The organism is Rhizobium sp. G21, assembly GCF_014158035.1.
Classification (GTDB): Bacteria; Pseudomonadota; Alphaproteobacteria; order Rhizobiales; family Rhizobiaceae; genus Rhizobium_E.
Map to the genome: position 1 here is coordinate 2,397,141 of NZ_JACFXW010000001.1, position 25,360 is coordinate 2,422,500.

General features: G+C 62.2%; 21 protein-coding genes, 2 tRNA genes, 2 rRNA genes and 2 pseudogenes (1 of these 27 running past the window's edge). 11 read left to right on the forward strand and 16 right to left on the reverse strand.

What is annotated here, in order from left to right:
* Positions 1–17: 17 nt before the first annotated feature.
* Positions 18–665, reverse strand: coding sequence for a peptide-methionine (S)-S-oxide reductase MsrA (gene msrA, locus H2O14_RS12240; protein ID WP_182827868.1), 648 nt, complete (start codon positions 663–665; stop codon positions 18–20).
* 73 nt (positions 666–738) lie between these two features.
* Positions 739–1,119, reverse strand: a complete 381-nt coding sequence (locus H2O14_RS12245) for a hypothetical protein (protein WP_182827869.1) — start codon at positions 1,117–1,119, stop codon at positions 739–741.
* Positions 1,120–1,328: 209 nt separating this feature from the next.
* Between H2O14_RS12245 and H2O14_RS12250 the strand changes: the two genes are divergently transcribed.
* From H2O14_RS12250 to H2O14_RS12260, 3 genes are all read left to right on the forward strand, one after another.
* Positions 1,329–1,418, forward strand: a tRNA-Ser gene (locus H2O14_RS12250).
* Positions 1,419–1,529: 111 nt separating this feature from the next.
* On the forward strand, positions 1,530–2,120 hold the full coding sequence (locus tag H2O14_RS12255) for an IMPACT family protein (protein ID WP_182827870.1): 591 nt from the start codon (positions 1,530–1,532) through the stop codon (positions 2,118–2,120).
* Positions 2,121–2,192: 72 nt separating this feature from the next.
* Positions 2,193–3,269, forward strand: a complete 1,077-nt coding sequence (locus H2O14_RS12260) for an AbrB family transcriptional regulator (RefSeq protein WP_182827871.1) — start codon at positions 2,193–2,195, stop codon at positions 3,267–3,269.
* Positions 3,270–3,298: 29 nt separating this feature from the next.
* On the opposite strand, the gene H2O14_RS12265 is transcribed toward H2O14_RS12260, so the two are convergent.
* The 7 genes from H2O14_RS12265 to H2O14_RS12295 all read right to left on the reverse strand — a co-directional run bounded on the left by H2O14_RS12265 (position 3,299) and on the right by H2O14_RS12295 (position 13,055).
* A complete protein-coding gene (locus H2O14_RS12265) occupies positions 3,299–5,302 on the reverse strand; it encodes an aldo/keto reductase (protein ID WP_182827872.1) in 2,004 nt (667 codons plus the stop codon).
* 80 nt (positions 5,303–5,382) lie between these two features.
* Complete coding sequence (locus H2O14_RS12270) at positions 5,383–6,471, reverse strand: ABC transporter ATP-binding protein (protein ID WP_182827873.1); 1,089 nt, start codon at positions 6,469–6,471, stop codon at positions 5,383–5,385.
* A gap of 10 nt (positions 6,472–6,481) precedes the next feature.
* Positions 6,482–8,728, reverse strand: coding sequence for a glycoside hydrolase family 2 protein (locus H2O14_RS12275; protein WP_182827874.1), 2,247 nt, complete (start codon positions 8,726–8,728; stop codon positions 6,482–6,484).
* Positions 8,729–8,737: 9 nt separating this feature from the next.
* Positions 8,738–9,562: a carbohydrate ABC transporter permease gene (locus H2O14_RS12280; protein WP_182827875.1), complete on the reverse strand. Its 825-nt coding sequence runs from the start codon at positions 9,560–9,562 to the stop codon at positions 8,738–8,740.
* On the reverse strand, positions 9,559–10,458 hold the full coding sequence (locus H2O14_RS12285) for a carbohydrate ABC transporter permease (RefSeq protein WP_182827876.1): 900 nt from the start codon (positions 10,456–10,458) through the stop codon (positions 9,559–9,561). The genes H2O14_RS12280 and H2O14_RS12285 overlap by 4 nt, the downstream gene beginning before the upstream one ends.
* A gap of 122 nt (positions 10,459–10,580) precedes the next feature.
* Complete coding sequence (locus tag H2O14_RS12290) at positions 10,581–11,849, reverse strand: ABC transporter substrate-binding protein (RefSeq protein ID WP_210275443.1); 1,269 nt, start codon at positions 11,847–11,849, stop codon at positions 10,581–10,583.
* A gap of 123 nt (positions 11,850–11,972) precedes the next feature.
* Complete coding sequence (locus H2O14_RS12295) at positions 11,973–13,055, reverse strand: LacI family DNA-binding transcriptional regulator (RefSeq protein ID WP_182827877.1); 1,083 nt, start codon at positions 13,053–13,055, stop codon at positions 11,973–11,975.
* A gap of 310 nt (positions 13,056–13,365) precedes the next feature.
* Here H2O14_RS12295 and H2O14_RS12300 point away from each other — a divergent pair, with 310 nt between their 5' ends.
* Positions 13,366–14,601 (forward strand): MFS transporter, encoded by a 1,236-nt coding sequence (locus H2O14_RS12300; RefSeq protein ID WP_312858597.1) that lies wholly within the window; start codon positions 13,366–13,368, stop codon positions 14,599–14,601.
* A gap of 92 nt (positions 14,602–14,693) precedes the next feature.
* On the opposite strand, the gene H2O14_RS12305 is transcribed toward H2O14_RS12300, so the two are convergent.
* The 3 genes and pseudogenes from H2O14_RS12305 to H2O14_RS12315 all read right to left on the reverse strand — a co-directional run bounded on the left by H2O14_RS12305 (position 14,694) and on the right by H2O14_RS12315 (position 16,422).
* On the reverse strand, positions 14,694–15,128 hold the full coding sequence (locus H2O14_RS12305) for a GNAT family N-acetyltransferase (protein ID WP_182827878.1): 435 nt from the start codon (positions 15,126–15,128) through the stop codon (positions 14,694–14,696).
* Positions 15,129–15,137: 9 nt separating this feature from the next.
* A pseudogene (locus H2O14_RS12310) lies at positions 15,138–15,493 on the reverse strand (hypothetical protein).
* Between the two features lie 147 nt (positions 15,494–15,640).
* Positions 15,641–16,422 (reverse strand): annotated as a pseudogene (locus H2O14_RS12315) (helix-turn-helix transcriptional regulator).
* A gap of 118 nt (positions 16,423–16,540) precedes the next feature.
* Between H2O14_RS12315 and H2O14_RS12320 the strand changes: the two are divergent.
* The 7 genes from H2O14_RS12320 to H2O14_RS12350 all read left to right on the forward strand — a co-directional run bounded on the left by H2O14_RS12320 (position 16,541) and on the right by H2O14_RS12350 (position 22,918).
* Positions 16,541–17,680: an ABC transporter ATP-binding protein gene (locus tag H2O14_RS12320; RefSeq protein WP_182827880.1), complete on the forward strand. Its 1,140-nt coding sequence runs from the start codon at positions 16,541–16,543 to the stop codon at positions 17,678–17,680.
* A gap of 23 nt (positions 17,681–17,703) precedes the next feature.
* Complete coding sequence (locus tag H2O14_RS12325) at positions 17,704–18,858, forward strand: PotD/PotF family extracellular solute-binding protein (RefSeq protein ID WP_182827881.1); 1,155 nt, start codon at positions 17,704–17,706, stop codon at positions 18,856–18,858.
* A gap of 15 nt (positions 18,859–18,873) precedes the next feature.
* Positions 18,874–19,740 (forward strand): ABC transporter permease, encoded by an 867-nt coding sequence (locus H2O14_RS12330; RefSeq protein WP_182827882.1) that lies wholly within the window; start codon positions 18,874–18,876, stop codon positions 19,738–19,740.
* Entirely contained in the window at positions 19,740–20,564 is an 825-nt protein-coding gene (locus H2O14_RS12335; RefSeq protein ID WP_182827883.1) for an ABC transporter permease, read from the forward strand. Before H2O14_RS12330 ends, H2O14_RS12335 begins: the two co-directional genes overlap by 1 nt.
* Before the next feature lies 1 nt (position 20,565).
* Positions 20,566–21,327 (forward strand): SDR family NAD(P)-dependent oxidoreductase, encoded by a 762-nt coding sequence (locus H2O14_RS12340; RefSeq protein WP_182827884.1) that lies wholly within the window; start codon positions 20,566–20,568, stop codon positions 21,325–21,327.
* Positions 21,328–21,389: 62 nt separating this feature from the next.
* Positions 21,390–21,671, forward strand: coding sequence for a hypothetical protein (locus H2O14_RS12345; RefSeq protein WP_182827885.1), 282 nt, complete (start codon positions 21,390–21,392; stop codon positions 21,669–21,671).
* Between the two features lie 38 nt (positions 21,672–21,709).
* Positions 21,710–22,918: a TIGR03862 family flavoprotein gene (locus H2O14_RS12350; RefSeq protein WP_182827886.1), complete on the forward strand. Its 1,209-nt coding sequence runs from the start codon at positions 21,710–21,712 to the stop codon at positions 22,916–22,918.
* On the opposite strand, the gene H2O14_RS12355 is transcribed toward H2O14_RS12350, so the two are convergent.
* From H2O14_RS12355 to H2O14_RS12370, 4 genes are all read right to left on the reverse strand, one after another.
* Positions 22,912–23,094: a hypothetical protein gene (locus tag H2O14_RS12355; protein WP_182827887.1), complete on the reverse strand. Its 183-nt coding sequence runs from the start codon at positions 23,092–23,094 to the stop codon at positions 22,912–22,914. The genes H2O14_RS12350 and H2O14_RS12355 overlap by 7 nt on opposite strands.
* Positions 23,095–23,283: 189 nt before the next feature.
* Positions 23,284–23,360: transfer RNA gene (locus H2O14_RS12360), tRNA-Met, on the reverse strand.
* 160 nt (positions 23,361–23,520) lie between these two features.
* A 5S ribosomal RNA gene (gene rrf / locus H2O14_RS12365) occupies positions 23,521–23,635 on the reverse strand.
* Positions 23,636–23,869: 234 nt separating this feature from the next.
* A 23S ribosomal RNA gene (locus tag H2O14_RS12370) occupies positions 23,870–25,360 on the reverse strand (it continues 1,306 nt past the right edge of the window).

A 25,360-nucleotide genomic window follows, 5' to 3' on the forward strand; every position in this document is an offset into this window, starting at 1 on the left:
TTAGGAACGGATCTATGCTAGGCGATGCAGGCGACGCCCGTGCCCTTCAATCCACAATAACCGCCGGGATTCTTGGCGAGATATTGCTGGTGATAGTCTTCGGCGAAATAGAAGGGGCCGGCGTCCATGATCTCGGTGGTGATGCGCGTCTTGCGGCCGGCGCGGTCGAGCGAGGCCTGATAGGCGTCGCGCATCGCCTCGGCGACCCGCTTCTGTTCGTCGGTATAGACATAGATCGCCGAGCGATAGGTCGTGCCGATGTCGTTGCCCTGACGCATGCCCTGGGTCGGGTCATGCTCCTCGAAGAACAGTTTCAACAGGCTTTCGAGCGTCACGATCCTGGGATCATAGACGACCAGCACCACTTCCGTATGACCGGTCAGCCCGGTCGTGGTTTCCTGATAAGTCGGATTGCGGGTGAAGCCGCCGGAATAGCCGACCGCGGTCACATGAACGCCCGGCGTCTTCCAGAACAGGCGTTCGGCGCCCCAGAAGCAGCCGAGGCCCAGCAGGATCTGTTCGGTCCCTTCCGGATAGGGGCCTTTGAGCGGCCGCCCATTGACGAAATGCGTCTCGGCCGTCGGCAACTCCGTTTCGCGCCCCGGCAGGGCGTGTGCTGGATCGGGCATCACGGTCTTCTTGTTGAACATGTCGATCAGGAACATGATCTATCCTTTCCTTGTTCGAAACATCGAAAGCGGCGCCAGCGCCGGCAGTCGCCACGTCTCGGCGCGCCGATCAGCCGAACCGGCGGCGGGCCGGCAGTTTCGCAGCCGCGACGGGGCTGCGATAGGCGGCGAGATAGAGAATCAGCGACATGCAGAGGAACACCGCGAAGGCGGGCTGGGTCAAAATCCAGGCGATCACGTCGTCCCAGATGAAATCGGACAGATGCGACTGCACATAAAGCTCGGCTTCCAGCACCACATCGGGATAAAGCCCGAACAGGGCGTTGCCGAGCGATGTGATCACCACGCCATTGGCCGCGACCGACTGGATGGCGTCGACGACGCCCGCGAACACCGCGCAGGCGAGCAACACCATACTGACGAATCGCAACACCAGCAGCATGCCGCCACCCGGTCCTTTCTGCACGAGGCCGCGGCGCGCCCGGGCCATCTCTCTGGAGACGCTATACGCGTCAAGCCCAAGAAAGTAGCGGTGCGCCCCCGACTTTCAATGCCGCCGGGCCATTGCCTTCATTTTCCGCATCAAAATTCTGTCATGAAGGGTTGATTATCGCCACAGCATCGGTATAGATCGCGCCCGAACGACGCGCCGGACAAAACCGGTCCATATCAAGCGCTTCGCGACGCCCCCGGGGTGAAGGACAGGTGGCCGAGCGGTTGAAGGCGCACGCCTGGAACGCGTGTGTACGTGAAAGCGTACCGAGGGTTCGAATCCCTCTCTGTCCGCCATTTCCTACTCTGCTTCCCCTCATGCACCCGACCGCAGCGCAATGCGCTTTTTCCTTTGGCGGCGGCGGCGGTTGTTTCTATGACGGGGCGAGACTGACTTCGGGATCCGCCATGCAGACCATCACGGCCGTTGCGCGCCATGCCATCGAGATTAAGAAGAGCCGATTTCTCGTCGCAGCCGCGCCCGTTTCGGATGAGGCCGTGGCCCGGGCGTTCATCGCATCCGAGAGCGATGCATCGGCCAACCACAATTGCTGGGCTTATCGAATCGGCCAGATCTACCGGTTCAGCGACGACGGCGAACCTTCGGGCACGGCGGGAAAACCGATCCTTCAGGCGATCGACGGGCAGGACTTGGATGGCGTGGCGGTGGTGGTGACGCGCTTCTTCGGCGGCGTGCTGCTCGGCTCAGGCGGATTGATGCGGGCCTATGGCGGCTCGGCGGCGGAGTGCCTGCGAACGGTGGAGAAAATCCGGCTCACGCCGCAGGTGGAAACCGGGCTGCGTCTCGTCTTTTCAGATCACGGATTGATAAAATCGCGGCTGGAGCGCATAGAGGGCGCAACCGTCCTGTCGGAGGAATTCGGCGCTGAGGGCGTGTTTGTTCGGTGCCTATTGCCCGCCGATCAGGCGGACGCGCTCATCCGAATGCTCGTGGATCTCACCAGCGGACGGCTGTCTTTGGACAAGGCGGACGACTGAGCCAGGCGCATAGCGCAGAAATTAGCCGACGAATTACTATCCGTGATCCGTCGTCCTATAGAAGGAATCGACATGCCGCCTTTGTCCAAACCGAACGTGATGCGGGGCTGGCTGCTTCTCTTTCTGATTTCTTCGGCGCTGGTGGTCGGGCTTGAAATCTTCCATCTGCCGGCGGCGTTGCTGTTGGGCCCGATGATCGCCGCAATCATTCTGGCCGCAGCCGGACGCGCTGTGTCCGTGCCGAACCAGGCGACGTTTTTCGCGCAGGGCGTGATCGGCTGCCTGATGGCTAAGGCCATCCCTCTGGAACTGCTGATCGAGATCGGCCGCGCCTGGCCGATCTTCCTGTGCGGCGTCGTGTCGGTGATCGCCGTTTCCGTCGGCTTCGGCTGGCTGCTGGCCCGCATGCAGGTGCTGCCGGGCTCCACCGCGATCTGGGGTTCGGTGCCCGGCGCGGCTTCGGCCATGACCATCATGTCGGAAAGCTTCGGCGCCGACATGCGGCTCGTCGCCATCATGCAATATATGCGCGTTCTCTGCGTGGCGCTGGCCGCGGCATTGGTGTCCAGGATGTTCATCGGCGAAACGGGGACGGCGCAATCGGTCGTCTGGTTTCCGCCGATCGACTGGCTGCCGCTCGGCCAGACCGCGGTGCTGATCGCGGTCTCCGCCGTCATCGTCGCCATCACGAAGATCCCGGCCGGGATGATGCTGGTTCCGATGGCCCTCGGCGCGCTTCTGCAGGATCTCGGGCTGATGCGGATCGAATTGCCGCCGTGGCTGCTGGCGGGAAGCTATGCGGTCGTGGGCTGGGGCATCGGCGGGCGCTTCACGCGCGCAATTCTCGTCTATGCGCTGAAGGCGCTGCCGCGCGTCATCGCCGCGATCCTGGCGCTGATCCTGATCTGCGGCGGTTTCGCTTATGTGCTGGTGCAGGTCGCAGGCGTCGATCCTCTGACGGCCTATCTCGCCACCAGCCCCGGCGGCGCCGACACCGTGGCGATCATCTCCGCTTCGAGCGATGTCGACGTGTCCTTCGTCATGGCCATGCAACTCGCCCGCTTCCTGTTCATTCTGGTCACCGGGCCGGCGTTGGCGCGGCTGGTGGTGAAATGGTCGGGTCTGGACAGGCCGGCTGGGCCGGCCTGAGACGGCTGGGCCGGCCTGATCCTGCCCGCTTACGCTTCCAGCCAGCGCACCTCGTCCGGCGTCAGCGCGATGTCCAGCGCCGAAAGACTGTCTTCCAACTCACTGAGCGTGCGCGGCCCGATCAGCGGAATGACCGGGAAAGGCTGAGCCAGGACATAGGCGAGCGCGATGTGGATCGGGCTGCGGCCCTTTTTCGCGGCGAGTTCATAGGCGCGGTCGCGACGAATGAAATTCTGCTCCGAATACCAGCAGCGGACGATTTCCTCGTCGTCGAACCGGTCGCGGCCGGCGCGATCGGTGAAGAAACCGCGGCCCTGGCTCGACCAGGCGAAATTCGGCGTCTGCGTCTTCACGAGCCAGTCTTTCCACTCGTCATTCGAGGCGGCGACGCAGCCTGCCCAGATCGGATCGATCATTTCGGCCAGCGAAAAGTTGTTCGACAGTGCGGCAGGCGCGCGCTTGCCGGACTTTTTGGCGTAGGCGATCGCCGCATCCATGCGCTCGCGCGTCCAGTTGGAGCCGCCGAAAATGCCGCGGATCCGGCCTGCGCTGGCTTCCGCATCCATGGCGTCGACGAATTCATCCACCGGCACATCCGGATTGTCGCGATGCATGAAATAGACGTCGACATAGTCCGTCTTGAGTCGATCGAGCGACGCGGTCAGTTGCTTGCCGATCTGGTCGGGATAGCAGAGCGGCGAATGCACGCCCTTGCCGATCAGCACGATCTCCTCGCGGTCGACGTCCCGGCTCGTATGCCAGTCGCCGAAAACCGCTTCGGTCGCGCCATTGCCATAGATATAGGCGGTGTCGAAGAGATTGCCGCCCGCCTCATAGAAGCCGTCGAGCGTCAGCGAGGCCGAAGCGAAATCCGGAAAGAATTCGAAGCCCAGCGCCACCGTCGACGCCTGTTTGGCGAGGCCGGGAATGGCGCGCCAGGGTACCTTATGGCCCGCCTTCACGACATCGCCCGCGATGTTCCTGGTCCTGAGCGCCGGCGTCTCCAGCTCGTATTTGAGCCCCACCGAGGCGCGCCAGGCGTCCATGGCGCGGAGATTGCCGAGCGAATCGGCCCAGCCCATGCCCGGCGCCGGGAATTCGCGTTCGCCGGCGCGGATCGCGTCTGCGGCCGCATCGGCCTCGAAGGAATAGAGCCAACGTTCTTCGGCGCATTCGATGGTCTCATGCGACCCGTCCTTGCGGAAGAGTTCTATTTTGCCGACGCCGCCCTTGTGGCCGGCGGCGAACCAGAAATCGGCGACCTCCAGCCGGCCCTCCGAGCCGATCACGCGCAGGACATTGTCCTGAGTGGCCATGATCGAGCAGGAAACTTCGGCGACGAGGTCGTTGGGGAATTTCAAGACGGCCGAGGCCCATTCGTCGACGCCGGTTTCGCCGAGACGGGCGGCGCCCGTGACCTTGACCGGATCGAGGAAGGGTCTGCCCTCCACTGCGCCGGCGATCAGTCGCGCCATCGAGACGGGATAACCGCCGACATCGAGAATGCCGCCGCCGGCCGAGGCCTGCGAGAACAGCCGATGGTCTGGCCGAACGCCGCCCATGTCGAAGCCGAAGCTCGACTTGATCAGCCTGACCTGACCGATCACCCCGGAGCGGATGAGGTCGATCAGCTTGGCCGTCTGCGGATGCAGCCGATACATATAGGCTTCGCCGGCGAAGACGCCGGCCTTTCGCGCCTCGTGATAGACGGCGTCGGCGTCGAAGGCGGTCAGCGCCAAGGGTTTCTCGACCAGCACATGCTTGCCGGCGCGGATCGCCTTGATCGCCCATTCGGGATGGGAGGGATGCGGCGTGGCGATATAGACGGCCTCGACCTCGGGATCGTCGATCAGCGCCTGGTAACCCGAGACGATGCGCGCGCCGGGGAATCCCTCGCTGAGGCCCGGTTTGTCGGGATTGCGCGTGCCGATGGCCGCGATGCGGCCGGTGCGCGAATGGGCGACGCCTTCGGCGAAGGTGCGCGCTATCGTGCCGGGGCCGATGATGCCCCAGCTCAGTCTGTCTTCCGTCATGATCGTGCTCCTCCCGATCGAGACCCGCCGGCGTGCAATCGCCGTCAAAGGTCCAGCCCAGTCGGGGAGACCGGGCAAGATTAACGCAGCCGTTGGCCCGCGCTGTCGAATAGAAACGCTTGCCTTGCCGATACGCCGACCGTCATCGTGTCCGCCGCCCGGCTGTCACGGCTCTCTTCATGCTCAATGATGATCTGCTCGCCCGGCTTGAGATGGGCGTAAATATAACTTGTGTGTCCGAGATGTTCGGTGACGTCGACGGTGACGGTCAGTTGCGCATCGCCGTCGCCCGCCTTCAGGAAATGTTCGGGACGCAGGCCGAGCGTGACCTTGTCGCCCTGCTTGAGCGCGGCGGCGATCGGCAGGGTCACCTGCGTCTCCGGCTGGTCGTCGAGCCCCACCGTGATCCGGCCGCCGTCAGCCGAGATCACATGGGCCGCCAGGAAATTCATCTTCGGCGAGCCGATGAAACCGGCGACGAAGACATTGTCGGGATCGTCATAGAGCGCGAGCGGCGCTCCCACCTGCTCCACCTTGCCCGCGCGCAGCACGACGATCTTGTCGGCCAGCGTCATCGCCTCGACCTGGTCATGCGTGACATAGATGATGGTGGCGTTGAGCTCCTTGTGCAGGCGTGCGATCTCGACGCGCATATGCACGCGCAGTTCCGCGTCCAGGTTGGACAGCGGCTCGTCGAACAGGAAGACGTCCGGATTGCGCACGATGGCGCGGCCGATCGCCACGCGTTGGCGCTGGCCGCCCGAGAGCGCCTTGGGCTTGCGGTCCATCAGGGCGTCGAGTTCGAGGATCTTGGCGGCTGCAGCGACCCGACGATCGATCTCGTCCTTGGCCATGCCGGCGAAACGGAGCGCGAAACCCATGTTCTCGCGCACCGTCATATGCGGATAGAGCGCATAGGTCTGAAACACCATGGCGATGCCGCGCTTGGAAGGATCGACGTCGTTCATTTCGACGCCGCCGATCTTCAAGCTGCCCGAGGTGATGTCCTCGAGGCCAGCGATCATGCGCAGAAGCGTGGACTTGCCGCAGCCCGACGGGCCGACGACGAAGACCACGAATTCCCCGGACCTGATGTCCAGATCCACGCCCTTGATCACATCAAGCGATCCGAAGGTCTTGCGGATCTGGGTGAGCGACACATCTGCCATGGTTTCAGCCTCAGCTTACGGTGAAGGTGACCGTCTGCTCGCCGAACGGACGGCAGCGGGCGGTCAGGGTGATGGTTCCGGCATCGTCTCCGGCTTCGATGTAGAGGCCGGTGGCGCCGCCCTTGAAGCTCGCGAGCGTCGGGCCGACGAGACGGCCGGCGCCTTCGACCGACAGTTCGACCGGATCGTCGAAGAAGGGCAGGATATTGCCGTTCTGATCGAGCGCGCGCAGGATCACGCGGACGGTGTCCTTTTCGCCGGCGCGAAGGTCGGTGTCGTCGGGGGCGATTTCGAACCTGGCCGGCATCGGATCGGCCGGCAACGTCACGGTCTTAACCGCCTTGCCGTCGACATAACCGGTGATCACGCCTTCGCGCCAGATGCGGCCCCAGGTGCCGAATTCCTCAGGGGTCACCGAGCGCAGGTCGACCACGACGGGCGGATGCGGCAGATGCGGATAGGTGTCGCGATCGGGAAAGATGCGCTTGGGCGCGAATTCGCCGAACTGGATTTCCACATAATCGCAATTGGTCAGGATGATCAGCGGCAGCACGCCGCCGATATTGCGCTCGCCGCGCGCCCAATAGGTGACCGGCATCAGCACCGCGCCGGTTTCGGGGCCGCCCTGCGAGGCATAGGCATAGGCCGCGAATTTCGGTTCGCGATACATGTCCATCACGCCGTGATAGCAGATGCGGTCGCCGGCGCCGAAGTCCTTGTGGGTGTTGTAGTCATACATGCACCAGCCGGTGCAGCCGGAAATGGACGGGTCGCCGGCGGCGGCGTCGAGCACCAGAAGATGGCGGGTGACATGCTCGGCCTGACGCTGCTCCTGGTCGAAACGCTTGGTCGGATACATGTGACCGTTATATTCGGTGATCATATAGGGCACTTTATGGGTGATGCCCGTGGTTTCCGACTGATCGCGCAGCACGACGCGGCCGCGATTGTTGCCCGGCATTTCTTCCTGGCCGAGGATGAAGTCGTTCAGCGTATAGACGTCTTCGAGCAGTTCGGAATTGGTGATGAAGCGCACGCCGCCGGTCTGTCGGGTCGTGTCGAGTTCATGGGCGAGGCGGTTGGTCTCGAGATAGAAGTCGTGATTGTCCTGGGATTCGTTGATGCGCACGCCCCAGATGATGATCGACGGGTGGTTCCAGTCGCGTTCGATCATGCGGCGGACGTTTTCGATCGATTCCTGCTGCCAGGCCTTGCCGCCGATATGCTGCCAGCCCGGGATTTCCTCGAACACCAGCAGGCCGATCTCGTCGCAGCGGTCGAGGAACCACTTGGATTGCGGATAATGCGAGGTGCGCACGACATTGCAGCGCAGCTCGAATTTCATGATGTCGGCGTCTTTTTCCTGACCGCGGCGGCCCATGGCGTAGCCGAGATGCGGCCAGGCCTGGTGGCGGTTCAGACCGCGGAGCTTGACGTTGCGGCCGTTGAGGAAGAAGCCGTCGACGCGATATTCGGCGGTGCGGAAGCCGAAGCGGCTGGAATAGGCGTCCTTGCCCGAGGCGGTCTCGATGTCCACCGTCAGCGTGTAGAGGACGGGCGTGTCGAGGTCCCAGATTTCGGCGCCTGTGACGCCCGAGAGTTCGACCAGGGTTTCAGCGCCTGCAAGCGCAGCCTTGGCGGTCGCGATCGTCGCGCCGGCCTTGTCGGAAATCGTCACGGTGGCGGAACCTGCCGCATCGAGACCCTGATGGTTGGCGAGCTGGATTTTCGCGGTCACCGTCTTGGTCTCGGCCAGCGCGTCCGGGGTCTCGATCTTGACGTTCTTGATCGCGACCGGGCTCGTCACCTTCAGCCAGACGTCGCGATAGATGCCGGCATAGCAGAGATAATCGATCATGCCGCCGAAAGGAGGAATCTCCGGGTTTTCGGACCCGTCGATCTTGACCGTCAACAGGTTGTCGCCCTGCTTGAGATAGGGCGTCAGCCGCGCTTCGAACGGCGTGTAGCCGTCCTTGTGCGCAATGATTTCCTGGCCGTTCAGATAGACGACGGAATCGGCCATGGCGGCGTCGAACACCAGCGAGACTTCGCGGCCTTCGAATGCAGGCTCCCAGGCGATGACCTTCTGATAGGTGAAGGCCTTCTGATAGCTGGTTTCGTCGAAATAGTTGTAGGGCAGCTCGACGGCGGTGTGCGGCAGACGAACCGTCTCGCCCGCCTGCGCGGTGTTCACCCAACCCGGCTCGAAGCCGGCGGTGAAGGTCCAGCCGCCGTTGAAAGTCTCGTATCTACGCATGGTTTTATCCTATTTCACCGAGCCAAGCATGCCCTGGACGAACTGGCGCTGCATGGCGAAAAACACGAAGATGGTCGGGATCGTGGCGATGATCGTGCCGATCATCACCGTTCCGAATTGCGGGGTGTAGCTGGAGGCGAGCGAGGACACGACCAGCGTGATGGTCTTGGTGTCGTTCGACTGCAGCACGATCAGCGGCCAGAGGTAGTTGTTCCAGTTGGCCATGAAGACGATGACGAAGGCGGCGGCGTAAGTGGAGCGCATCACCGGCATGTAGATATAGAGGAAGATCTGCCATTCCTTGAGGCCGTCGACCTTGGCGGCGTCGCGCAACTCGGTCGGAAAGGCCTTGGTCGCCTGGCGGAAGTAGAAGATGATGAAGGCCGAGGCGATGGTGGGCAGGATGATGGCGATATGGGTGTCGATCAGCTTGGCCTTGGCCATCATCATGAACAACGGGATCATGATCGCGGCGAAGGGCACCATCAGCGTCAGCAGCATCAGCGCATAGATGCGCTCGCGCCATTTCGACTTGAACATTTCGAAGCCGTAGCCCGCCAGCGACGAGATCAGCATGGTCACCGCCGTGCCGATGATGGCGATCTTGGCGGAATTCCACAGCACCAGCGGCAGGTCGACGGCGGCCATGAAGGCGTTGACATTGTCGAAGAAGGCGCTGCCGAAACTCATCTTGCCTTCGAGGATATGCGCATTGGTGTTGGTGGCGCTGATCCCCATCCAGATGAACGGGAACACCGACAGGAACGCCGCGATGCTCAAAAACAGATATTGCAGGATCGACGGCAGCAGGCGGACAAGGCGTTGCGCGTTCATTTGCGTTCCCTCGCGGCGTAGAATTGCAGGAAGGACAGGACCGCCACCATGATCACGATGACATAGGACACGGTCGCCGCATAGCCGTAGCTCGGCATGTAGCGGAAGGTGAGGTTGTAGATGTAGAGCGACAGCGTCAGCGTCGAATCCGCCGGTCCGCCCTTGCCTTCCGCGCTCAGGCTGTAGACTTCGTCGAACAGTTGCAGCGTCCCGATCGTGGAGGTGACGGTGGTGAACAGGATCACCGGCTTCAGCATCGGCACGGTCAGATAGACGAAGCGGGCCCAGGCCGGCACGCCGTCGATACGGGCGGCCTCGTAGATCGACTTGTCGATGTTCTGCAGCGCCGCGAGATAGAAGATCATGTTGTAGCCGGTCCAGCGCCAGGTGATGGCGAGAATGACCAGTGTCTTTGCCCAGAAAGGTTCGGTGAACCAGGAAATCGGCGTATCGACGACGCCGATGGCGATCAGCGCCGAATTCACCACACCGTCGAGCGCGAACATGCTCTTGAACAGGATGGAATAAGCGATCAGCGAGGAGACGCAGGGCAGGAAGATGGCGGTGCGGAAGAAGCCGGAGAATTTCAGCTTGGGATCATTGAGCGCGGCGGCCAGGATCAGCGCCAGCGTGATCATGATCGGCACCTGGATCACGAAATAGGTCACCGTATTGGTGAGCGCCTTCAGGAAGACGGGATCGTTGGCGAGCCGCATGATGTTGCCGAAGCCGGCGAACTTCATCATCATGCCCTTGCCCGCATAGAGCGAGAGCCAGAGCGACCGGAAGATCGGGAAGATCATGAAGGTCCCGATCAACAGAAGGGCGGGGGCCACGAACAGCCAGCCGTTCACGTCGAAATATCGCTTCAATCCGCCGGGTTTTGCAGTGGCCATGATCGTCCATCACTGTCTGGTGTGAAGTGTCGACAGATGTCGAGATGCCCGCCAAGGCCGCGGCGTCGCCGCCGCCGCCCCGGGGAGGAACGGACGGCGCTGCCGCCGTCCGCTTTCGATGATTACTGGATCTGGCCTTCGGCCTGGCTCTGGATGGCCTTCAGCACATCCTCGACCTTGGCGCCCTTGCCCATCGAGCCGAGATTGGCGGTGACGGCCGTATCGACTTCGTTGGTGAAGATGCCGTAATTGACGGCCGGGATCTGGGCGAGCCAATCGGAGAACTTCTGCCAGACCTTTTCGCCGCCGAAGAACGGATCTTCAGCTCCATAGGCCGCGCCTTCACGCGCCGCCATCAGCGAGCCGACCGCGCCGCGCTCGGTGAGGATCTTCTGGTAGAACTCGGTGTCCTTGGCGTAGACTTCGTTGAGGAAGTCGATGGCCTCGTCCTTTTCCTTGGACGCTTCCAACACGTACCAGCTGGAGCCGCCGAGGTTGGAGGCGGAGGTTGCGCCTTCGACCGACAGCTTCGGCGTCGCCGCGACGCCCCACTTGCCGGACTGGTCGGCCTGGGCCTTGACGGTGCCGGTTATCCAGACGCCGGTCACGACGGCGGCGACATCGCCGGAGGTGAAGGAGGCGAGCCACTCGTTCCAGCCGGCGGTCGGCTTGAAGATGCCGGCCTGCATGATCTTGCCCTGGGTTTCCAAGGCGGCCTTCAGCGCGGCGTTGTTTTCGATGTTTAGATTGCCGTCATTGTCGAAATACCATTCGCCGGCGGACTGCATCATGATGCGGGTCAGGCCTGCGTCGTTCGGATCGAAGCCCATCATCTTGTGGCCGGTCTTGGCCTCGACTTCCTTGCCGATTTCGATGAAGCGGTCCCAGGTGATGTTCTGCATGTCCTCGGGCTTGAAACCGGCCTGTTCGAGGTAATCCTTGCGGTAGTACATGCCGGTCACGCCGGAATCGAAGGGCATGCCGTAGACCTTGTCGTCCACGGTCATCAGCTGCACCTTGTAAGGCGCGAAGCCGGAATAGTCGATCTTGTCGGACAGAGCGGCGAAGGAGCCCGGGAAGGACTGCAGATACTTCTGCGCGCCGTAATCTTCGATCAGCACGATGTCGGGCAGCGTGTCGGTCGCGCCCGACGACAGCGAGGTCTGCAGCTTCTGCTCGACGTCGGCCTTGGCGAAGTCGACGATGTTGAAGGTGGTTTCCGGATGCTTGGCGGTGTAGCGCGCGCCGGCCTCCTTCATGATCGCCACGTTGAAATTCGGATCCCAGCACCAGACGGTGATTTCGCCGGCGAAGGCGGCGGTCGCGGTCAGCACGCTGACGCTCGCCAATGCAGCGGTCGCAATACGTTTCATAATCGGTGAAATAGCCATTAAATCCTCCCTGGAAATGGCGTTACGCCGGCAGGCCCCTCCTGCCTGTCGCGAAGTATCGTCAAAAAAACAGGGAACGCAAGAAAATTTTTAGTAAATATTTATTGCGGTTGCGAAAGGATTTTACGCAGGTGCGGAATGATCCGGCTTCCGACAGCTGTCGCGCCAAATCATTTCGGTGGCGATGGTCACGGTCTTGGCGTAGTCGCGACCGTTGAGCCGCTCGATCAGGAGGTCCACGGCGGTCTCGCCGATATGCTCGCCATGAATCTTCATGGTCGACAGCGGCGGGTTCAGGAATTGCGCCACGGGTATGTCGTTGAAGGAGACGACGGCGATGTCGTCGGGGATGCGCAGGCCCGCCTCCTGGATGGCGCGATAGGCGCCGATCGCCATATTGTCGTTGGCCGCGAGGATGACGTCGGGCTTATCGGACAGGCTCAGAATGGTCTGCGCCAGCATGTAGCCGGTTTCGAGCCGCAGATTCTGGCCGAAATTGCAGTTCTGGCCGAGCGCCAGAAGTTCGGGATCGAAGCCGCCGCGCTCCTTCTGCCAGTCGATATAGGCGCGACACCGGCGCTCGCCGAAAGGCTGGGTCTGGCCGTCCAGATGCTCGTAGCTGCCGATGAAGGCGATCCGCTTGTAACCCATCGACACGAGCTCGTTCAGGACCGTTTCGGTCGCCAGTCCGACATCGCTGAACACGCTGTCGATGCGGCTGCTGCGCGGATCGAAATCGGCGAAGACCAGATGCCTGCAATGGCTCGACAGCCAGTCGATCTCGTTCTTGGAATGCTTGCCGATGACGATGACGCCCGCCACGCTTTGCAGGAGCGCCGGATCGGGCAGGGCGTCGGAATGGAAGACCTTGACGATCTCCGTCTTGAACTCCCGACATTTGTTTTCGATGCCGAGGCGGACGCCGATGTAATATGGATCGCCCAACTCGTCCGACGGCTCGAGGAAATGCACGATGGCCAGGCGCGACAGCGCCGCCGAGGGGACGGCGTGATTGACGAATGCGCCGGGAAGCGCCGTCGGACGGTTGCGATTGCGCGGCGTGGCGTAGTTTAGCGCCTCGGCCGTTTCGATGATCGCCTGACGCTTGGCGGCCGAGATCGACAGGGCTGGATCGTAATTGAGCACCCTCGACACGGTCGCCGAGGACACGCCGACGGCCTTTGCGATTTCCTTGATAGTCACCATGAGCGTAAGTCCGATATTCCCCCGATGCTAGGCGCTGAAACCTGCCAAGGCAAACGATTTTTAGTAAATGTTTACTTGGCGGCAGCCCCCTGCCTCCCCGACACTCTATGGCAGCGAAACGGAACCAAGTCGAGCTTTTGTGACGAAACCGTTGACAATACCCCGTCAAACCGAACGCTTTCAGCCATTTCCGACTTTTTATCGCAGTCTCATTCGTGTAGGCCAACCGCAAAACAAGAAGAACCGGAGTAGTAAAACATGTCCTCTCTCGACTCCGCCGCGGCGGGCGCCCCGGCCAACAGCCGCGCGCGTGATCCTGGCGAGCCTGATCGGCACCACGATCGAATTCTATGATTTCTATGTCTACGCCACCGCCGCCGTGCTGGTGTTTCCGCATCTTTTCTTTCCGAAGGGCGATCCGACAACGGCGCTTCTCGCCTCCTTCGCCGTGTTCGGCGCGGCCATGGTGGCCCGACCGCTCGGCGCGATCTTCTTCGGCCATCTCGGCGACAGGCGCGGCCGCAAGGCGACGCTGGTCGGGGCGCTCCTGACCATGGGGGTCGCGACCTTCCTGATCGGCGCGCTGCCGACCTATCCGTCGGTCGGCTGGCTCGCGACATTGTTGCTCGTGGTGCTGCGCATGGCGCAGGGCTTCGCGCTCGGCGGCGAGTGGTCGGGCGCAGCCCTGGTCGCCACGGAAAATGCGCCCAAGGGCAAGCGCGCCGTCTTCGGCACCTTCCCGCAGCTCGGCGCGCCGATCGGCTTCATTCTCGCAAACGGCTTGTTCCTGCTCATTGCCGCGCTTCTGCCGTCGGCCGATCCGTCCATGCCGTCCGAGGCCTTCTTGAGCTGGGGCTGGCGCATTCCCTTCCTCGCCTCGGCGGTGATGGTGATCGTCGGTCTCTGGGTTCGCCTCAACCTCGTCGAAAGCAGCGCCTTCGCCAAGACGGTCAAGACCGGCCAGGTGCGCAAGCTGCCGCTCGCCGCCGCCTTCCAGACGCATGGAAAGCAGATCGTGCTCGGCACCTTCTATATGCTGGCGACCTATGTGCTGTTCTACCTGATGACGGCCTTCTCGCTGAGCTTCGGCAGCAAGCCCGTCGACGCCGCGGTGCCCGGCCTCGGCTACGACTATCGCAGCTTCGTGATGATGCTGATCTTCGGCGTGGTGTTCTTTGGCATCTTCACCTTCCTGTCCGGTCCCTGGGCGGAAAGGTTCGGACGCCGCAAGATGCTGATCGCGGTGACGCTGGGCATCGCCGTGTTCGGCCTGAGCTGGGTTCCGCTGTTGGCGCTCGGCAATGTCGGCGTTCTCGCCTGGCTGGTGATCGGCTTCAGCCTGATGGGCATGACCTTCGGCCCGATGGGCGCGCTGCTGCCGGAGCTCTTCCCGGCCAATGTGCGCTATACCGGTTCGGGCATCGCCTACAACGTCTCCTCGATCCTCGGCGCGGCCGTCGCCCCTTCATTGCAGTGGCGCTCTGGAGCTACGGCCAGGGCAGCCCGTTCTGGGTGGGCGTCTACCTCACCGTCATGGCGGGGCTGACGCTGATCGCGCTTCTGATGGGCGAGGAAACCCAGCACGTCGACATCGAAAATTAATGGTTCGGAAGCCGCCCGCCCGTCGGGCGGCTTTCCTCAATAGGTTTTCATGGCGAGATGCGGAATGCCCGCATCGATGAATTCCTGCCCGAACACCTTGAAGCCGAAGCGTTCGTAGAGCCCGACCTTGTCGGTCTGGGCGGTCAGGAAGAACCGTCCGCCGGCTTCGTCGGCATAATCTCCCAGCACCCGCTTCATCATCGCTCCGGCTATGCCGCGGCCGCGGAATGCCGTGTCCACGGCCACGCGACCAATTTTCAGATGCTCCGGACGACGCACGATCCGAAGCACGCCGGCGACTTCGCCCTCCAGCAGCGCCACCATATGGATGGCGGTGAGATCGTCGGCGTCGACTTCTTCCTCCGCCGGCACTTTCTGCTCGAGCACGAAGACGGTCCGGCGCAGCTGGAAGCCCAGATTGGCGAGCGTCGAAAAGACCGGCGCGACGAGAATAACCGGATGAGCCGCCATGAATAATCCTCAGGCCCGGAGATCGAGCAGTTTGTTGCGATGTTTGGGATGCGTGCTGTAGACGAAGATGCGGTCGATATCCTTTGGCGGCATCATCGACAGGAAACGCACCTGCACGGTGTCGTTGGCGTAAATGCGCATCGTCAGGCAGCCGACCCGGGCGATCTTGGCGTCGGGAACATCCAGATAGAATTGGTCGGGAAGGCTGAAACGCGTGTTCAACGCCAGCACGGCGCCGCGCTCGGCCCGATCATGATCAGATCGCAGCGCCGCGCCGCCATGTGCATGACGCCCTTCTCGGTATATTCGAGCCGGGCGGCGTTCATCGTTTCTTCCATCGGGAACCGGTGTTCCCGATCATACATGAAAGACTCTTCCTTGTTCAGGAAATGCGCCTTGGTGGCGGTCATCACGGCTGCCTGCAAAGTATTATTTTTTCGCCAGACTAGACCCGAGGCCTTAACAGAGATTTTCTCCGAGACGGAGAAATCGACGAAAGGCCGTTTCAGATTTCACCCTTTGGTTTTCAGATTTTCGAGATAGTGCGACATCAGCTGCGTCTGCGACGCGATGCCGAGCTTGCGGTAGATGTTGCGCCGGTGAACCTTGACGGTTCCGGTCGCGATGCCGAGCGTGAGGCCGATCGATTCCGACGAATGTCCCTGCAGCACCAGTTCGATGATCGCCTTTTCGCGCTCGGTCAGCGGCTGTCGCATCCCGGACGTCTCGGCCGGCTGCGGCGACGCCTTCGACTGTGCGAAACGTCGGGCAAGATCGCGAAAGGCGCTGCGGATCATCGCGGCGACCAGCGGCTCCGCCTTCCGGAGGAGATCGATGTCGGCGGCGCGAAACGGTCCGGTCGCCTGAGCCCGCATCAACGACAGCACCACTGTGACCCCTCCTTCCACCGGAATGAAGAAGCCGATTTCTTCGGCGAGGCGCGTCTCGACATAATAGGTGCGGTAATATTCGCTGGCGAAGAAACGATCCGGCGCGAGCTCGCGCATCCGCCAGACGCCCGGCCGCGGCAGCGTCGCGGCGCGGTAGAATGGATCAAGCAGATAGGGTCCTTGTTGATACAACGTCACGAAGACGTGGTAATCCTGCTTGGTGAAGCTCGAATAGAGATCGATGGGCCGGGCATCGCCGCGATAGGCGAAAACCACGCAGTGATCGTAAGGCGCGAGGGCTCCGAGCATCTCGGCGAGCCCGCGGCCGACGTCCCCGTCCTCGGCCTCCCGGCCTCCCATAGCGCCGACGCCGCCAGAAACAGCGACCCGAAATTGACGCTCATGCGTGACCTTTCCCCGTAACCATACTCCCCCGATTGATAAATTCTTAGAAAAATACCTCTTTCGGGGTATATACCCCAAAAGCGGTATCCGCATAGTCTTTCAGCATCAGGGGAATAGATGGCGAGGCAATCGCCGCGACCCCAGGGGAACAGAAAAGTGGACCAACCAGCCGAATTCGATGTGGAATTCCGCGGCGTCGCCAAGCGTTACGGCGAGGTGACGGCGGTTTCCGGCATAAATCTCCAGCTGAAGCGCGGCGCCTTCATCGCGCTGCTCGGCCCGTCCGGCTGCGGCAAGACCACCTGCCTGCGCATGATCGGCGGCTTCGAACAGCCGAGCGACGGCGATCTGCTGATCGCCGGCCAGTCGATGCGCGGCGTGCCGGCCTATCGCCGCCCCGTCAACATGGTGTTCCAGCATTACGCGCTGTTTCCGCATTTCGACGTCGAGACCAATGTCGCCTATGGCCTCAGGCAGATCCGCCCGCGCCTCGACGACCGGGAGATCCGCCGCCGCGCCGCCGAGGCGCTCGACATGGTCCATCTCGGCGCTTACGCCAAACGCCGCATTCACGAATTGTCGGGCGGCCAGCAGCAGCGCGTCGCGCTCGCCCGCGCCATCGTCAACCGTCCGCGCGTGCTGCTGCTCGACGAACCGCTCGCCGCCCTCGACAAGAAGCTGCGCATAGCCATGCAGCTGGAGCTCCAGAACCTGCATCGCGAGCTCGGCATCACCTTCCTGCTGGTGACCCATGACCAGGAAGAGGCGCTGTCGATGAGCGACCAGGTCTGCGTGATGAATGCCGGCCGCATCGTGCAACTGTCGAGCCCGCAGGATATCTACGACAATCCCGCCAGCCTGTTCGTGGCCGATTTCGTCGGCAAGACCAACCGGCTCGACGCCGTCATCGAAACCCGGGGCGGCGCAGCCGCCGCCCGCTTCGGCAACGGCCTCGTTCTGCCGCTCACCCGCCCCGGCCTCGGCTCCGGCAAGGCCGTCGTCGCGATACGACCCGAAGCCATCGCGCTTCAGCCGGCGACTTCGGCGTCGACAGGGCTGGTCGGCGAGGTGACGCACCGGATCTTTCTCGGCTCGTCGGTGGAGTATTCGGTGGCCGTCGCCGGCCTCGGCGATTTCCTGGTTTATGCCGATCGCGCTCTGCAGAGCGGCGCGGCCAGCCTCTTCGAGCCGGGCGCGCGGGTGGAGCTGACGATCTCGCCCGCCGCCCCGCATGTCTTTTCGCATGACGCAGCATAACCGACAACAAAGGGAACAGTGTGATGACGACCAATGACAAGCCTTTGACGCAGGACCGTTTCGCCGACGAACTGATGCGTTACAAGCGCGGCTCGGTAAGCCGCCGCCATTTCCTCCAGGTGACCGGCCTCGGCCTGGCCGCAGCCGTGCTGGGTCGCGAGACCGGTCTTTTCGGGTCGCCCGCCTACGCCGCCGGCGATCTCGGCACGCAAATGTCGATCGCGACCTGGCCGAATTACCACGACCCCGCCACGTTCGACGCCTTCACCGCCAAGACCGGCGTCGCCGTCGAGGTCAATGTCTTCGGTTCTAACGAAGAAATGCTCGCCAAGCTGCAGGCCGGCGCCTCGGGCTGGGATCTGTTCGTGCCGACCAACTACACCATCTCGACCTATCAGAAGCTCGGCCTCATCGACCAGCTCGACCTCGCCAAGCTGCCGAACTTCTCGCCCTCGACCGAAAACCAGCGTTTCACCCATGAGGGCGCGATCGACGGCAAGACCTATGCCGTGCCGAAGAACTGGGGCACGACCGGCATCGCCTTCAACTCCGCCAAGATCAAGAGCCCTGTCACCTCGTGGAAAGACTTCTTCGATCTCGCCCAAAGCGAGGCGGACGGCCGGGTGATGGTGCATGACTATCAGCTGACCACGATCGGCAGCGCGCTTGTGGCGCTCGGCTACGGCTTCAACTCGATCGCCGCCGATGAGCTCGCCAAGGCGGAAGAGTTGCTGATCAAGGTCAAGCCGCATCTCTTCGCGATCAATTCCGACTACCAGCCCTCGATGCGCGCCACAGACGCCTGGATGACCATGTGCTGGACCAATGACGGGGCTCAGCTCAACCGCGATGTGCCCGAGATCAAATTCGTGCTCGGCAAGGATGGCGGCGAGATCTGGTGCGACTTCTACGCCATCCCCAAGGATGCGCCGAACAAGCCGGCCGCCTATGCGCTGCTCGACTACCTGATGACGCCCGACGTGGCGGTGAAGGAGCACATCTTCAACGGCGCGCCGACCACCGATTCCCGCGTCATGGCGCTCCTGCCCAAGGACGTCACCTCCAACCTGATCGTCTATCCCGACGAAGCCTCGCTGACGCCGCTCGAATTTGGCGCCGCCGTGACGCTCACCGATCCGGGCCGCGCCGAAGTGATGGCGCGCTTCAAGTCGGCCTGATCAGGGATATCGGCGATGGCGATGACGGCGGAGAGAAAACAGGCATTGACGACGGCGGGGCTGATGGCCCCGGCGGCGATCTGGATGCTGGTGTTTCTCGTCCTGCCTTTTATCGCCATCATCGTCTTCGCCTTCGGCGAACGGGCGCCCGAAGGCGGTTATCAGGCCGCCTTCACCTTGGCTCAATTCGCCAATCTGCCGAGCCGAGCCACGGCCTTCTTCAACACGATGATGCTGGCGCCCGCCGGCGCCTTAGTCTGCCTGATCGTCGGCTATCCCGTCGCCTATTTCCTCGCGGTCAAGGCCGACCGGCGCTACCGGCTGCTGTTGGTGTCGCTGATCGTTGCGCCCTTCTGGACCAGCCTGCTCGTGCGCACCTATGCCTGGATGTATATTCTCGGCTCGCGCGGCATTCCCAATCTTCTCGGCATGATCGGCATCGAAGATCTCCGTTTGATCAACACGCCCTTCGCCGTGATCGTCGGCATCGTCTACGGCTATCTGCCGCTGATGATCATGCCGATTTATGTCAGCCTCGAAAAGCTCGACCGGCGTCTGCTCGAGGCTTCGTCCGATCTCGGCGCCAGGCCGATCGCGACCTTCTTTCAGGTGACGCTGCCGCTTTCCCTCCCCGGGGTCATGACCGGGGTCGCGCTCGTCACCATTCTTCTTCTCGGCGAATATCTGATCCCGCAGTTGCTCGGCGGCGGCAAGGTGTTCTTCATCGGCAATGCGCTGGTCGATCTCTTCCTGCAATCGCGCAACTGGCCGTTCGGCTCGGCAATCGCGCTGACGCTGGTGGCGGTGGTGGTGATCGTGCTGACCGTGTCGATGCGGCTCGCTTTCCGCATCGCCGGAACCAAACAGGTGGACCTGATCTGATGCGGGCGCTTGTCACAGCCGTCTATCTCTTTCTCTATGCGCCGATCGCGCTGGTGGTGCTGTTTTCCTTCAATGCCGGCCGCAGCGCCTCGGAATTCACCGGCTTTTCGCTGGCCTGGTACGGTAAGGCCTTTTCCAACCGCTTTCTGATCGAGGCGCTGCAGAATTCGCTGCTGATCGCCTTCGTCTCCGCCGGCCTCGCCGCCGTGTTCGGCACGATGGCGGCGCTCGGCATGGAGCGTTTGGGCAAACGCAGCCGGCTGGTGTTCGACGCGCTGTTCGCGGCCGCCATCGTCGTGCCGGGCGTGGTGATCGGCATCGCTACGCTCGTGGCGCTGGTGGCGGTGTTCGGCGCCGTCAATCCCGTTCTCGCCGGCCTCTGGCCCGGCGAGACGCCGCCAAAACTCGGCCTCGGCTACGGCTCGATCATCGCCGCGCATGGCCTGTTTTCGCTGGCGCTGGTGACGATGATCGTCAAGGCCCGCGTCGCCTCGCTCGGCCGCGACATCGTCGAAGCCTCGAGCGATCTCAACGCCACGCCGCTCACGACATTCCGGCTGATCGTGCTGCCGCAGATCATGCCGTCGATCGTTGCGGGCTTCTTGCTGGCCTTCACCTTTTCCTTCGACGATTTCATCATCGCCTTTTTCGTCGCGGGGTCGAAAACGACGCTGCCGATCTATGTCTTCGCCTCGATCCGCCGCGGCGTCACCCCTGAAATCAATGCGATCGCAACGTCCGTGCTGGTCGCTTCGCTCATGCTGATCGGCCTGGCCCGCGCGCTGATGCGCGACAAGAAGCCCCGGGCCGCCGAAGGAGACTGACATGATCCTCAGAGACCAGACGGCCATCGTCACCGGCGCGGGCTCCGGCATCGGCCGCGCGGGCGCGGAGATCATGGCCCGCGAAGGCGCCTATGTCGCCGTCTTCGACCGCGACAGGACAGGCGCCGAGGACACAGTGAGACTGATCAAGGATGCGGGCGGCGAGGCCGAAGCGGTCACTGTCGACGTCACCGACGATGCGGGCCTCGCCGCCGCGATCACCGATCTCCACGCCCGGCGCGGCCGCATCGATATCCTCCACAATCACGCCGGCGCGCAGGTCGAGGGCGATCTCGAACAAGTGAGCCTCGACGGATTCGACCGCTCCTGGGATCTCAATGTGCGAGCGCATTTCATCGCCGCGCGCGCCGTCATGCCGTTCATGAAGGCTGCAGGACGGGGCGTGATCCTCAACACCGCCTCGAGCTCGGGCATCCTCTATGATCGCGAAATGATCGCCTATTGCACCACAAAGCATGCGGTGATCGCCATGACCAAGCAGATGGCCGGCGATTACGCCAGACATGGCGTGCGGGTGAACGCGCTCTGCCCGGGCTGGGTCGACACGCCGTTCAACGAGCCCTTCATCCGCCAGGTCGGAGGCCGCGACGCGATCGAGGCCTATATCGCCCGCCGCGTGCCGATGGGCCGCTGGGCGTCGGTCGAGGAAATCGCCGAACCGATCCTGTTTCTCGTTTCGCATCGCTCGTCCTATGTGACCGGCCAGATCCTGGTCGCCGACGGCGGCGAAACGGTGGCCTGATACGGAACCCGACCGATGTTGAGACGTTGACGACACGCGCGATCCGCGCCGAAAGGACCACCATGTTCATTCCTCCCGTCGCGCTCGGCCTCAACATGATGCAACTGGCTTACGAATCGAACCTGGTGATCGGCCTCAGGCTGATGACGCTGGGCGCCGGCGGCCAGAAGGCCGCCGCCGAGGCGCAGTTGATGATCGCCGAGAAGATGAAGCTCGCATCGCTCCTGACCATCGAGAACGCCTTTGCGCTCGCCCAGGGTCAGTCCATCGAGAAGACCCAGGCCCGCTCGGTCTCGCGCTACCTGCGCGTCGTCCAGGCCAATCGCCGGCGCTTGTCGAAATAAGCTCTTGCCACACGATCCTCGCTTGGCCATGACAGGCCATGGACAAGACGATTGCGATCATCGGCGGCGGGCCGGCAGGGTTGATGGCGGCGGAAAAGCTGGCGGAACTGGGTCATGCCGTCACGGTATACGAGGCGATGCCAACGGTTGCCCGGAAATTCCTGCTCGCCGGTAAATCGGGCCTCAATCTCACCCATGCCGAGGCCTATGAACGTTTCGTCGACCGCTACGGCGCCGCGGCGAAACGCCTGCGCGCCGCGCTCGACGCCTTTCCGCCCGAAGCCTTGCGCCGCTGGGCCGATGCTCTGGGGGCGGAGACCTTCGTGGGAACATCGGGCCGGGTCTTCCCCAAGGCCATGAAAGCCTCCCCGCTTCTTCGCGCCTGGCTTGGGCGGCTTGCCGGTCTCGGCGTCGATATAAGAACCCGGCATCGCTGGGCAGGCTTCGACGGAGATCGGCTGCGCATCGCGTCGCCGAAGGGAGAAATATCCCTCTTGCCGGCCGCCACCCTGCTGGCGCTCGGCGGCGCAAGCTGGCCGCGGCTCGGATCCGACGCCGCCTGGGTGCCCTGGCTGGCGATGCGCGGCGTCGAAATCCGTCCCATCCGTCCGGCCAATTGCGGATTCGATGTGGACTGGAGCGCCTCCTTTCGCGCGCGATATGCCGGAGCCCCGCTCAAATCGGTCGAACTCTCTTCGGAGGGCGGAACAAGCCGCGGCGAATTCGTTGTTTCAACCCATGGCGTCGAGGGCAGCCTCGTCTACGGACACTCCGCCGCCGTCCGCGACGCGCTGGAGAACGGGAGCCCCGGCCCCCTGACGATAGATCTCCAACCGGACCGCACGCTCGACCGCCTTCAGAACGACCTCGCGCGCCAGCCGCCGAAGGCGAGCTTCAGCAACCGGTTGCGAAAGGGCGCGGCTCTGGACGGCGTGAAGGCGGCGCTGTTGCGCGAAGTCGCCGCGGACATCGCGCGTGAAACGCCGGAGGCGATCAGCCGCCTCATCAAGCGTCTCCCGCTGCCGGTTCTTCGGCCCCGTCCGCTCGCAGAGGCGATTTCGACGGCCGGCGGGGTCGCCTGGTCCGAACTCGACGAGAATTTCATGGTGAAGAGGGCGCCCGGCCTGTTCGTCGCGGGAGAAATGATCGATTGGGAAGCGCCGACCGGCGGCTATTTGCTGAGCGCCTGTTTCGCATCGGGCGCCCGCGCCGCAGCCGGGATAGACAGCTGGCTATCCACTCAATGAATCAGGCGATGTTCAACCGGCGTGGTGTCGACAAACAGCTTCAGGACCGGACAATCGGCGAGCGCCCACACGGCCCTGGTCATCGCCGCGTGATCCCACTCGCTCAACCCACTGCTGCGGATCTGGCGCGCAGTGGGGGCGGCGGGCTTCGAATCACTGTTGGATTTGTCATGCATCATATTGCCTCGGTACCCCCGGGGAACGCGCCGTGGAAGGGAGCGGTTCCCGCTATCCCTCGGGTATTTCAAGAGGCGATTCATAAACGTTAATTTTGTCTTAATAACGACGCAGCAGAGACGCGAGACTTCGAACGCAGAAAGCCCCTCGGCGATTGCCTTGGGGCTTGGTTGGTGGCTCTGTGATTTTGGTTGCGGGGGCAGGATTTGAACCTGCGGCCTTCAGGTTATGAGCCTGACGAGCTACCGGGCTGCTCCACCCCGCGTTACCAGGTTTTTGCCGGGAGGCAAAATACCGACCGACTTTCGCCGTAGGCAAAATATCGCTTAATCCGGAAGGCTGAACCGCGACAGGTTTTTGGCTATGCAAAAATACCGGAAGCGCCTGCGTGTTGTGAAGAGTTATGAGATGTTTGCATTTTGCAGACCTGGCGGCGACCTACTCTCCCGTGTCTTGAGACAAAGTACCATTGGCGCAGGGGCGTTTCACGGCCGTGTTCGGAATGGGAACGGGTGCGGCCGCCCCGCCATGACCACCAGGTCGGCGAAAGGCAAACAGAGAAGCTGGTTCTTTGCGAATAGCGAATAGGGATCAGCGAGTAGCATGTCCGTATTTGCTGGTTCGATCGAATGTTTGGGCGTTTTGCAGGCTTTGGGCCTGCCGCCTGACTTTTCAGGCGCGCCGTCCGCAGCGTAGCAGTCGTCAGACTGCGTCAGCGTGAGGACAAAAGATGTTCATGAGCTGAGCTCATGAAGATGATCATAGGCAATGGGAACGATCAAGTCTATCGAGCTATTAGTAACGGTAAGCTTCACAAGTTGCCTTGCTTCCACACCCGTCCTATCGACGTGGTCGTCTTCCACGGCTCTCAGGGAACACTCGTTTTCAGGTGGGTTTCCCGCTTAGATGCCTTCAGCGGTTATCCCTTCCGTATATAGCTACTCTGCTATGCCGCTGGCGCGACAACAGATCCACCAGAGATACGTCCATCCCGGTCCTCTCGTACTAGGGACAGATCCTGTCAATATTCCTACACCCACGGCAGATAGGGACCGAACTGTCTCACGACGTTCTGAACCCAACTCACGTACCGCTTTAAATGGCGAACAGCCATACCCTTGGGACCTGCTCCAGCCCCAGGATGCGATGAGTCGACATCGAGGTGCCAAACAACCCCGTCGATATGGACTCTTGGGGGTCATCAGCCTGTTATCCCCGGCGTACCTTTTATCCGTTGAGCGATGGCCCTTCCACGCGGGACCACCGGATCACTATGACCGACTTTCGTCTCTGCTCGACTTGTCAGTCTCGCAGTCAGGCGGGCTTATGCCATTGCACTCGACGACCGATTTCCGACCGGTCTGAGCCCACCATCGCGCGCCTCCGTTACTCTTTCGGAGGCGACCGCCCCAGTCAAACTACCCACCATACACTGTCCCGGACCCGGATGACGGATCGCGGTTAGACATCCACGAAGATAAGGGTGGTATTTCAAGGATGGCTCCACAAAGACTGGCGTCCCTGCTTCAAAGCCTACCACCTATCCTACACATGCCTTGGCGAATGCCAGTGTAAAGCTATAGTAAAGGTGCACGGGGTCTTTCCGTCTGACCGCAGGAACCCCGCATCTTCACGGGGAATTCAATTTCACTGAGTCTGCGTTGGAGACAGCGGGGAAGTCGTTACGCCATTCGTGCAGGTCGGAACTTACCCGACAAGGAATTTCGCTACCTTAGGACCGTTATAGTTACGGCCGCCGTTTACTGGGGCTTCGATTCAAAGCTTGCACCTCTCCTCTTAACCTTCCAGCACCGGGCAGGCGTCAGACCCTATACGTCGTCTTGCGACTTCGCAGAGCCCTGTGTTTTTGATAAACAGTCGCTACCCCCTGGTCTGTGCCACCCCTCAATACTTGCGTATAAAGGGGTCACGCTTCTTCCGAAGTTACGCGTGCAATTTGCCGAGTTCCTTCAACGCAGTTCTCTCAAGCGCCTTGGTATGCTCTACCTGACCACCTGTGTCGGTTTCGGGTACGGTCTATAATGGCGGAGCTATTTCCTGGAACCGCTTCCCTGCACAATCAATCCAGTAAGACTGTACAAGTTACGCGATCCGTCACTACCGCCAGGCCCACGATTATTAACGTGGTTCCCATCGACTACGCGTTTCCGCCTCGTCTTAGGGGCCGGCTAACCCTGCTCAGATTAACTTTAAGCAGGAACCCTTGGTCTTTCGGCGAGGGAGTCTCTCACTCCCTTTATCGTT

Bases quoted from the DNA above. Each gene is read 5' to 3' on its own strand.
- msrA (WP_182827868.1), bottom strand. From the start codon at position 665: ATGTTCCTGATCGACATGTTCAACAAGAAGACCGTGATGCCCGATCCA.
- H2O14_RS12245 (WP_182827869.1), bottom strand. From the start codon at position 1,119: ATGGCCCGGGCGCGCCGCGGCCTCGTGCAGAAAGGACCGGGTGGCGGC.
- H2O14_RS12255 (WP_182827870.1), top strand. From the start codon at position 1,530: ATGCAGACCATCACGGCCGTTGCGCGCCATGCCATCGAGATTAAGAAG.
- H2O14_RS12260 (WP_182827871.1), top strand. From the start codon at position 2,193: ATGCCGCCTTTGTCCAAACCGAACGTGATGCGGGGCTGGCTGCTTCTC.
- H2O14_RS12265 (WP_182827872.1), bottom strand. From the start codon at position 5,302: ATGACGGAAGACAGACTGAGCTGGGGCATCATCGGCCCCGGCACGATA.
- H2O14_RS12270 (WP_182827873.1), bottom strand. From the start codon at position 6,471: ATGGCAGATGTGTCGCTCACCCAGATCCGCAAGACCTTCGGATCGCTT.
- H2O14_RS12275 (WP_182827874.1), bottom strand. From the start codon at position 8,728: ATGCGTAGATACGAGACTTTCAACGGCGGCTGGACCTTCACCGCCGGC.
- H2O14_RS12280 (WP_182827875.1), bottom strand. From the start codon at position 9,562: ATGAACGCGCAACGCCTTGTCCGCCTGCTGCCGTCGATCCTGCAATAT.
- H2O14_RS12285 (WP_182827876.1), bottom strand. From the start codon at position 10,458: ATGGCCACTGCAAAACCCGGCGGATTGAAGCGATATTTCGACGTGAAC.
- H2O14_RS12290 (WP_210275443.1), bottom strand. From the start codon at position 11,849: ATGGCTATTTCACCGATTATGAAACGTATTGCGACCGCTGCATTGGCG.
- H2O14_RS12295 (WP_182827877.1), bottom strand. From the start codon at position 13,055: ATGGTGACTATCAAGGAAATCGCAAAGGCCGTCGGCGTGTCCTCGGCG.
- H2O14_RS12305 (WP_182827878.1), bottom strand. From the start codon at position 15,128: ATGGCGGCTCATCCGGTTATTCTCGTCGCGCCGGTCTTTTCGACGCTC.
- H2O14_RS12320 (WP_182827880.1), top strand. From the start codon at position 16,541: ATGGCGAGGCAATCGCCGCGACCCCAGGGGAACAGAAAAGTGGACCAA.
- H2O14_RS12325 (WP_182827881.1), top strand. From the start codon at position 17,704: ATGACGACCAATGACAAGCCTTTGACGCAGGACCGTTTCGCCGACGAA.
- H2O14_RS12330 (WP_182827882.1), top strand. From the start codon at position 18,874: ATGGCGATGACGGCGGAGAGAAAACAGGCATTGACGACGGCGGGGCTG.
- H2O14_RS12335 (WP_182827883.1), top strand. From the start codon at position 19,740: ATGCGGGCGCTTGTCACAGCCGTCTATCTCTTTCTCTATGCGCCGATC.
- H2O14_RS12340 (WP_182827884.1), top strand. From the start codon at position 20,566: ATGATCCTCAGAGACCAGACGGCCATCGTCACCGGCGCGGGCTCCGGC.
- H2O14_RS12345 (WP_182827885.1), top strand. From the start codon at position 21,390: ATGTTCATTCCTCCCGTCGCGCTCGGCCTCAACATGATGCAACTGGCT.
- H2O14_RS12350 (WP_182827886.1), top strand. From the start codon at position 21,710: ATGGACAAGACGATTGCGATCATCGGCGGCGGGCCGGCAGGGTTGATG.
- H2O14_RS12355 (WP_182827887.1), bottom strand. From the start codon at position 23,094: ATGCATGACAAATCCAACAGTGATTCGAAGCCCGCCGCCCCCACTGCG.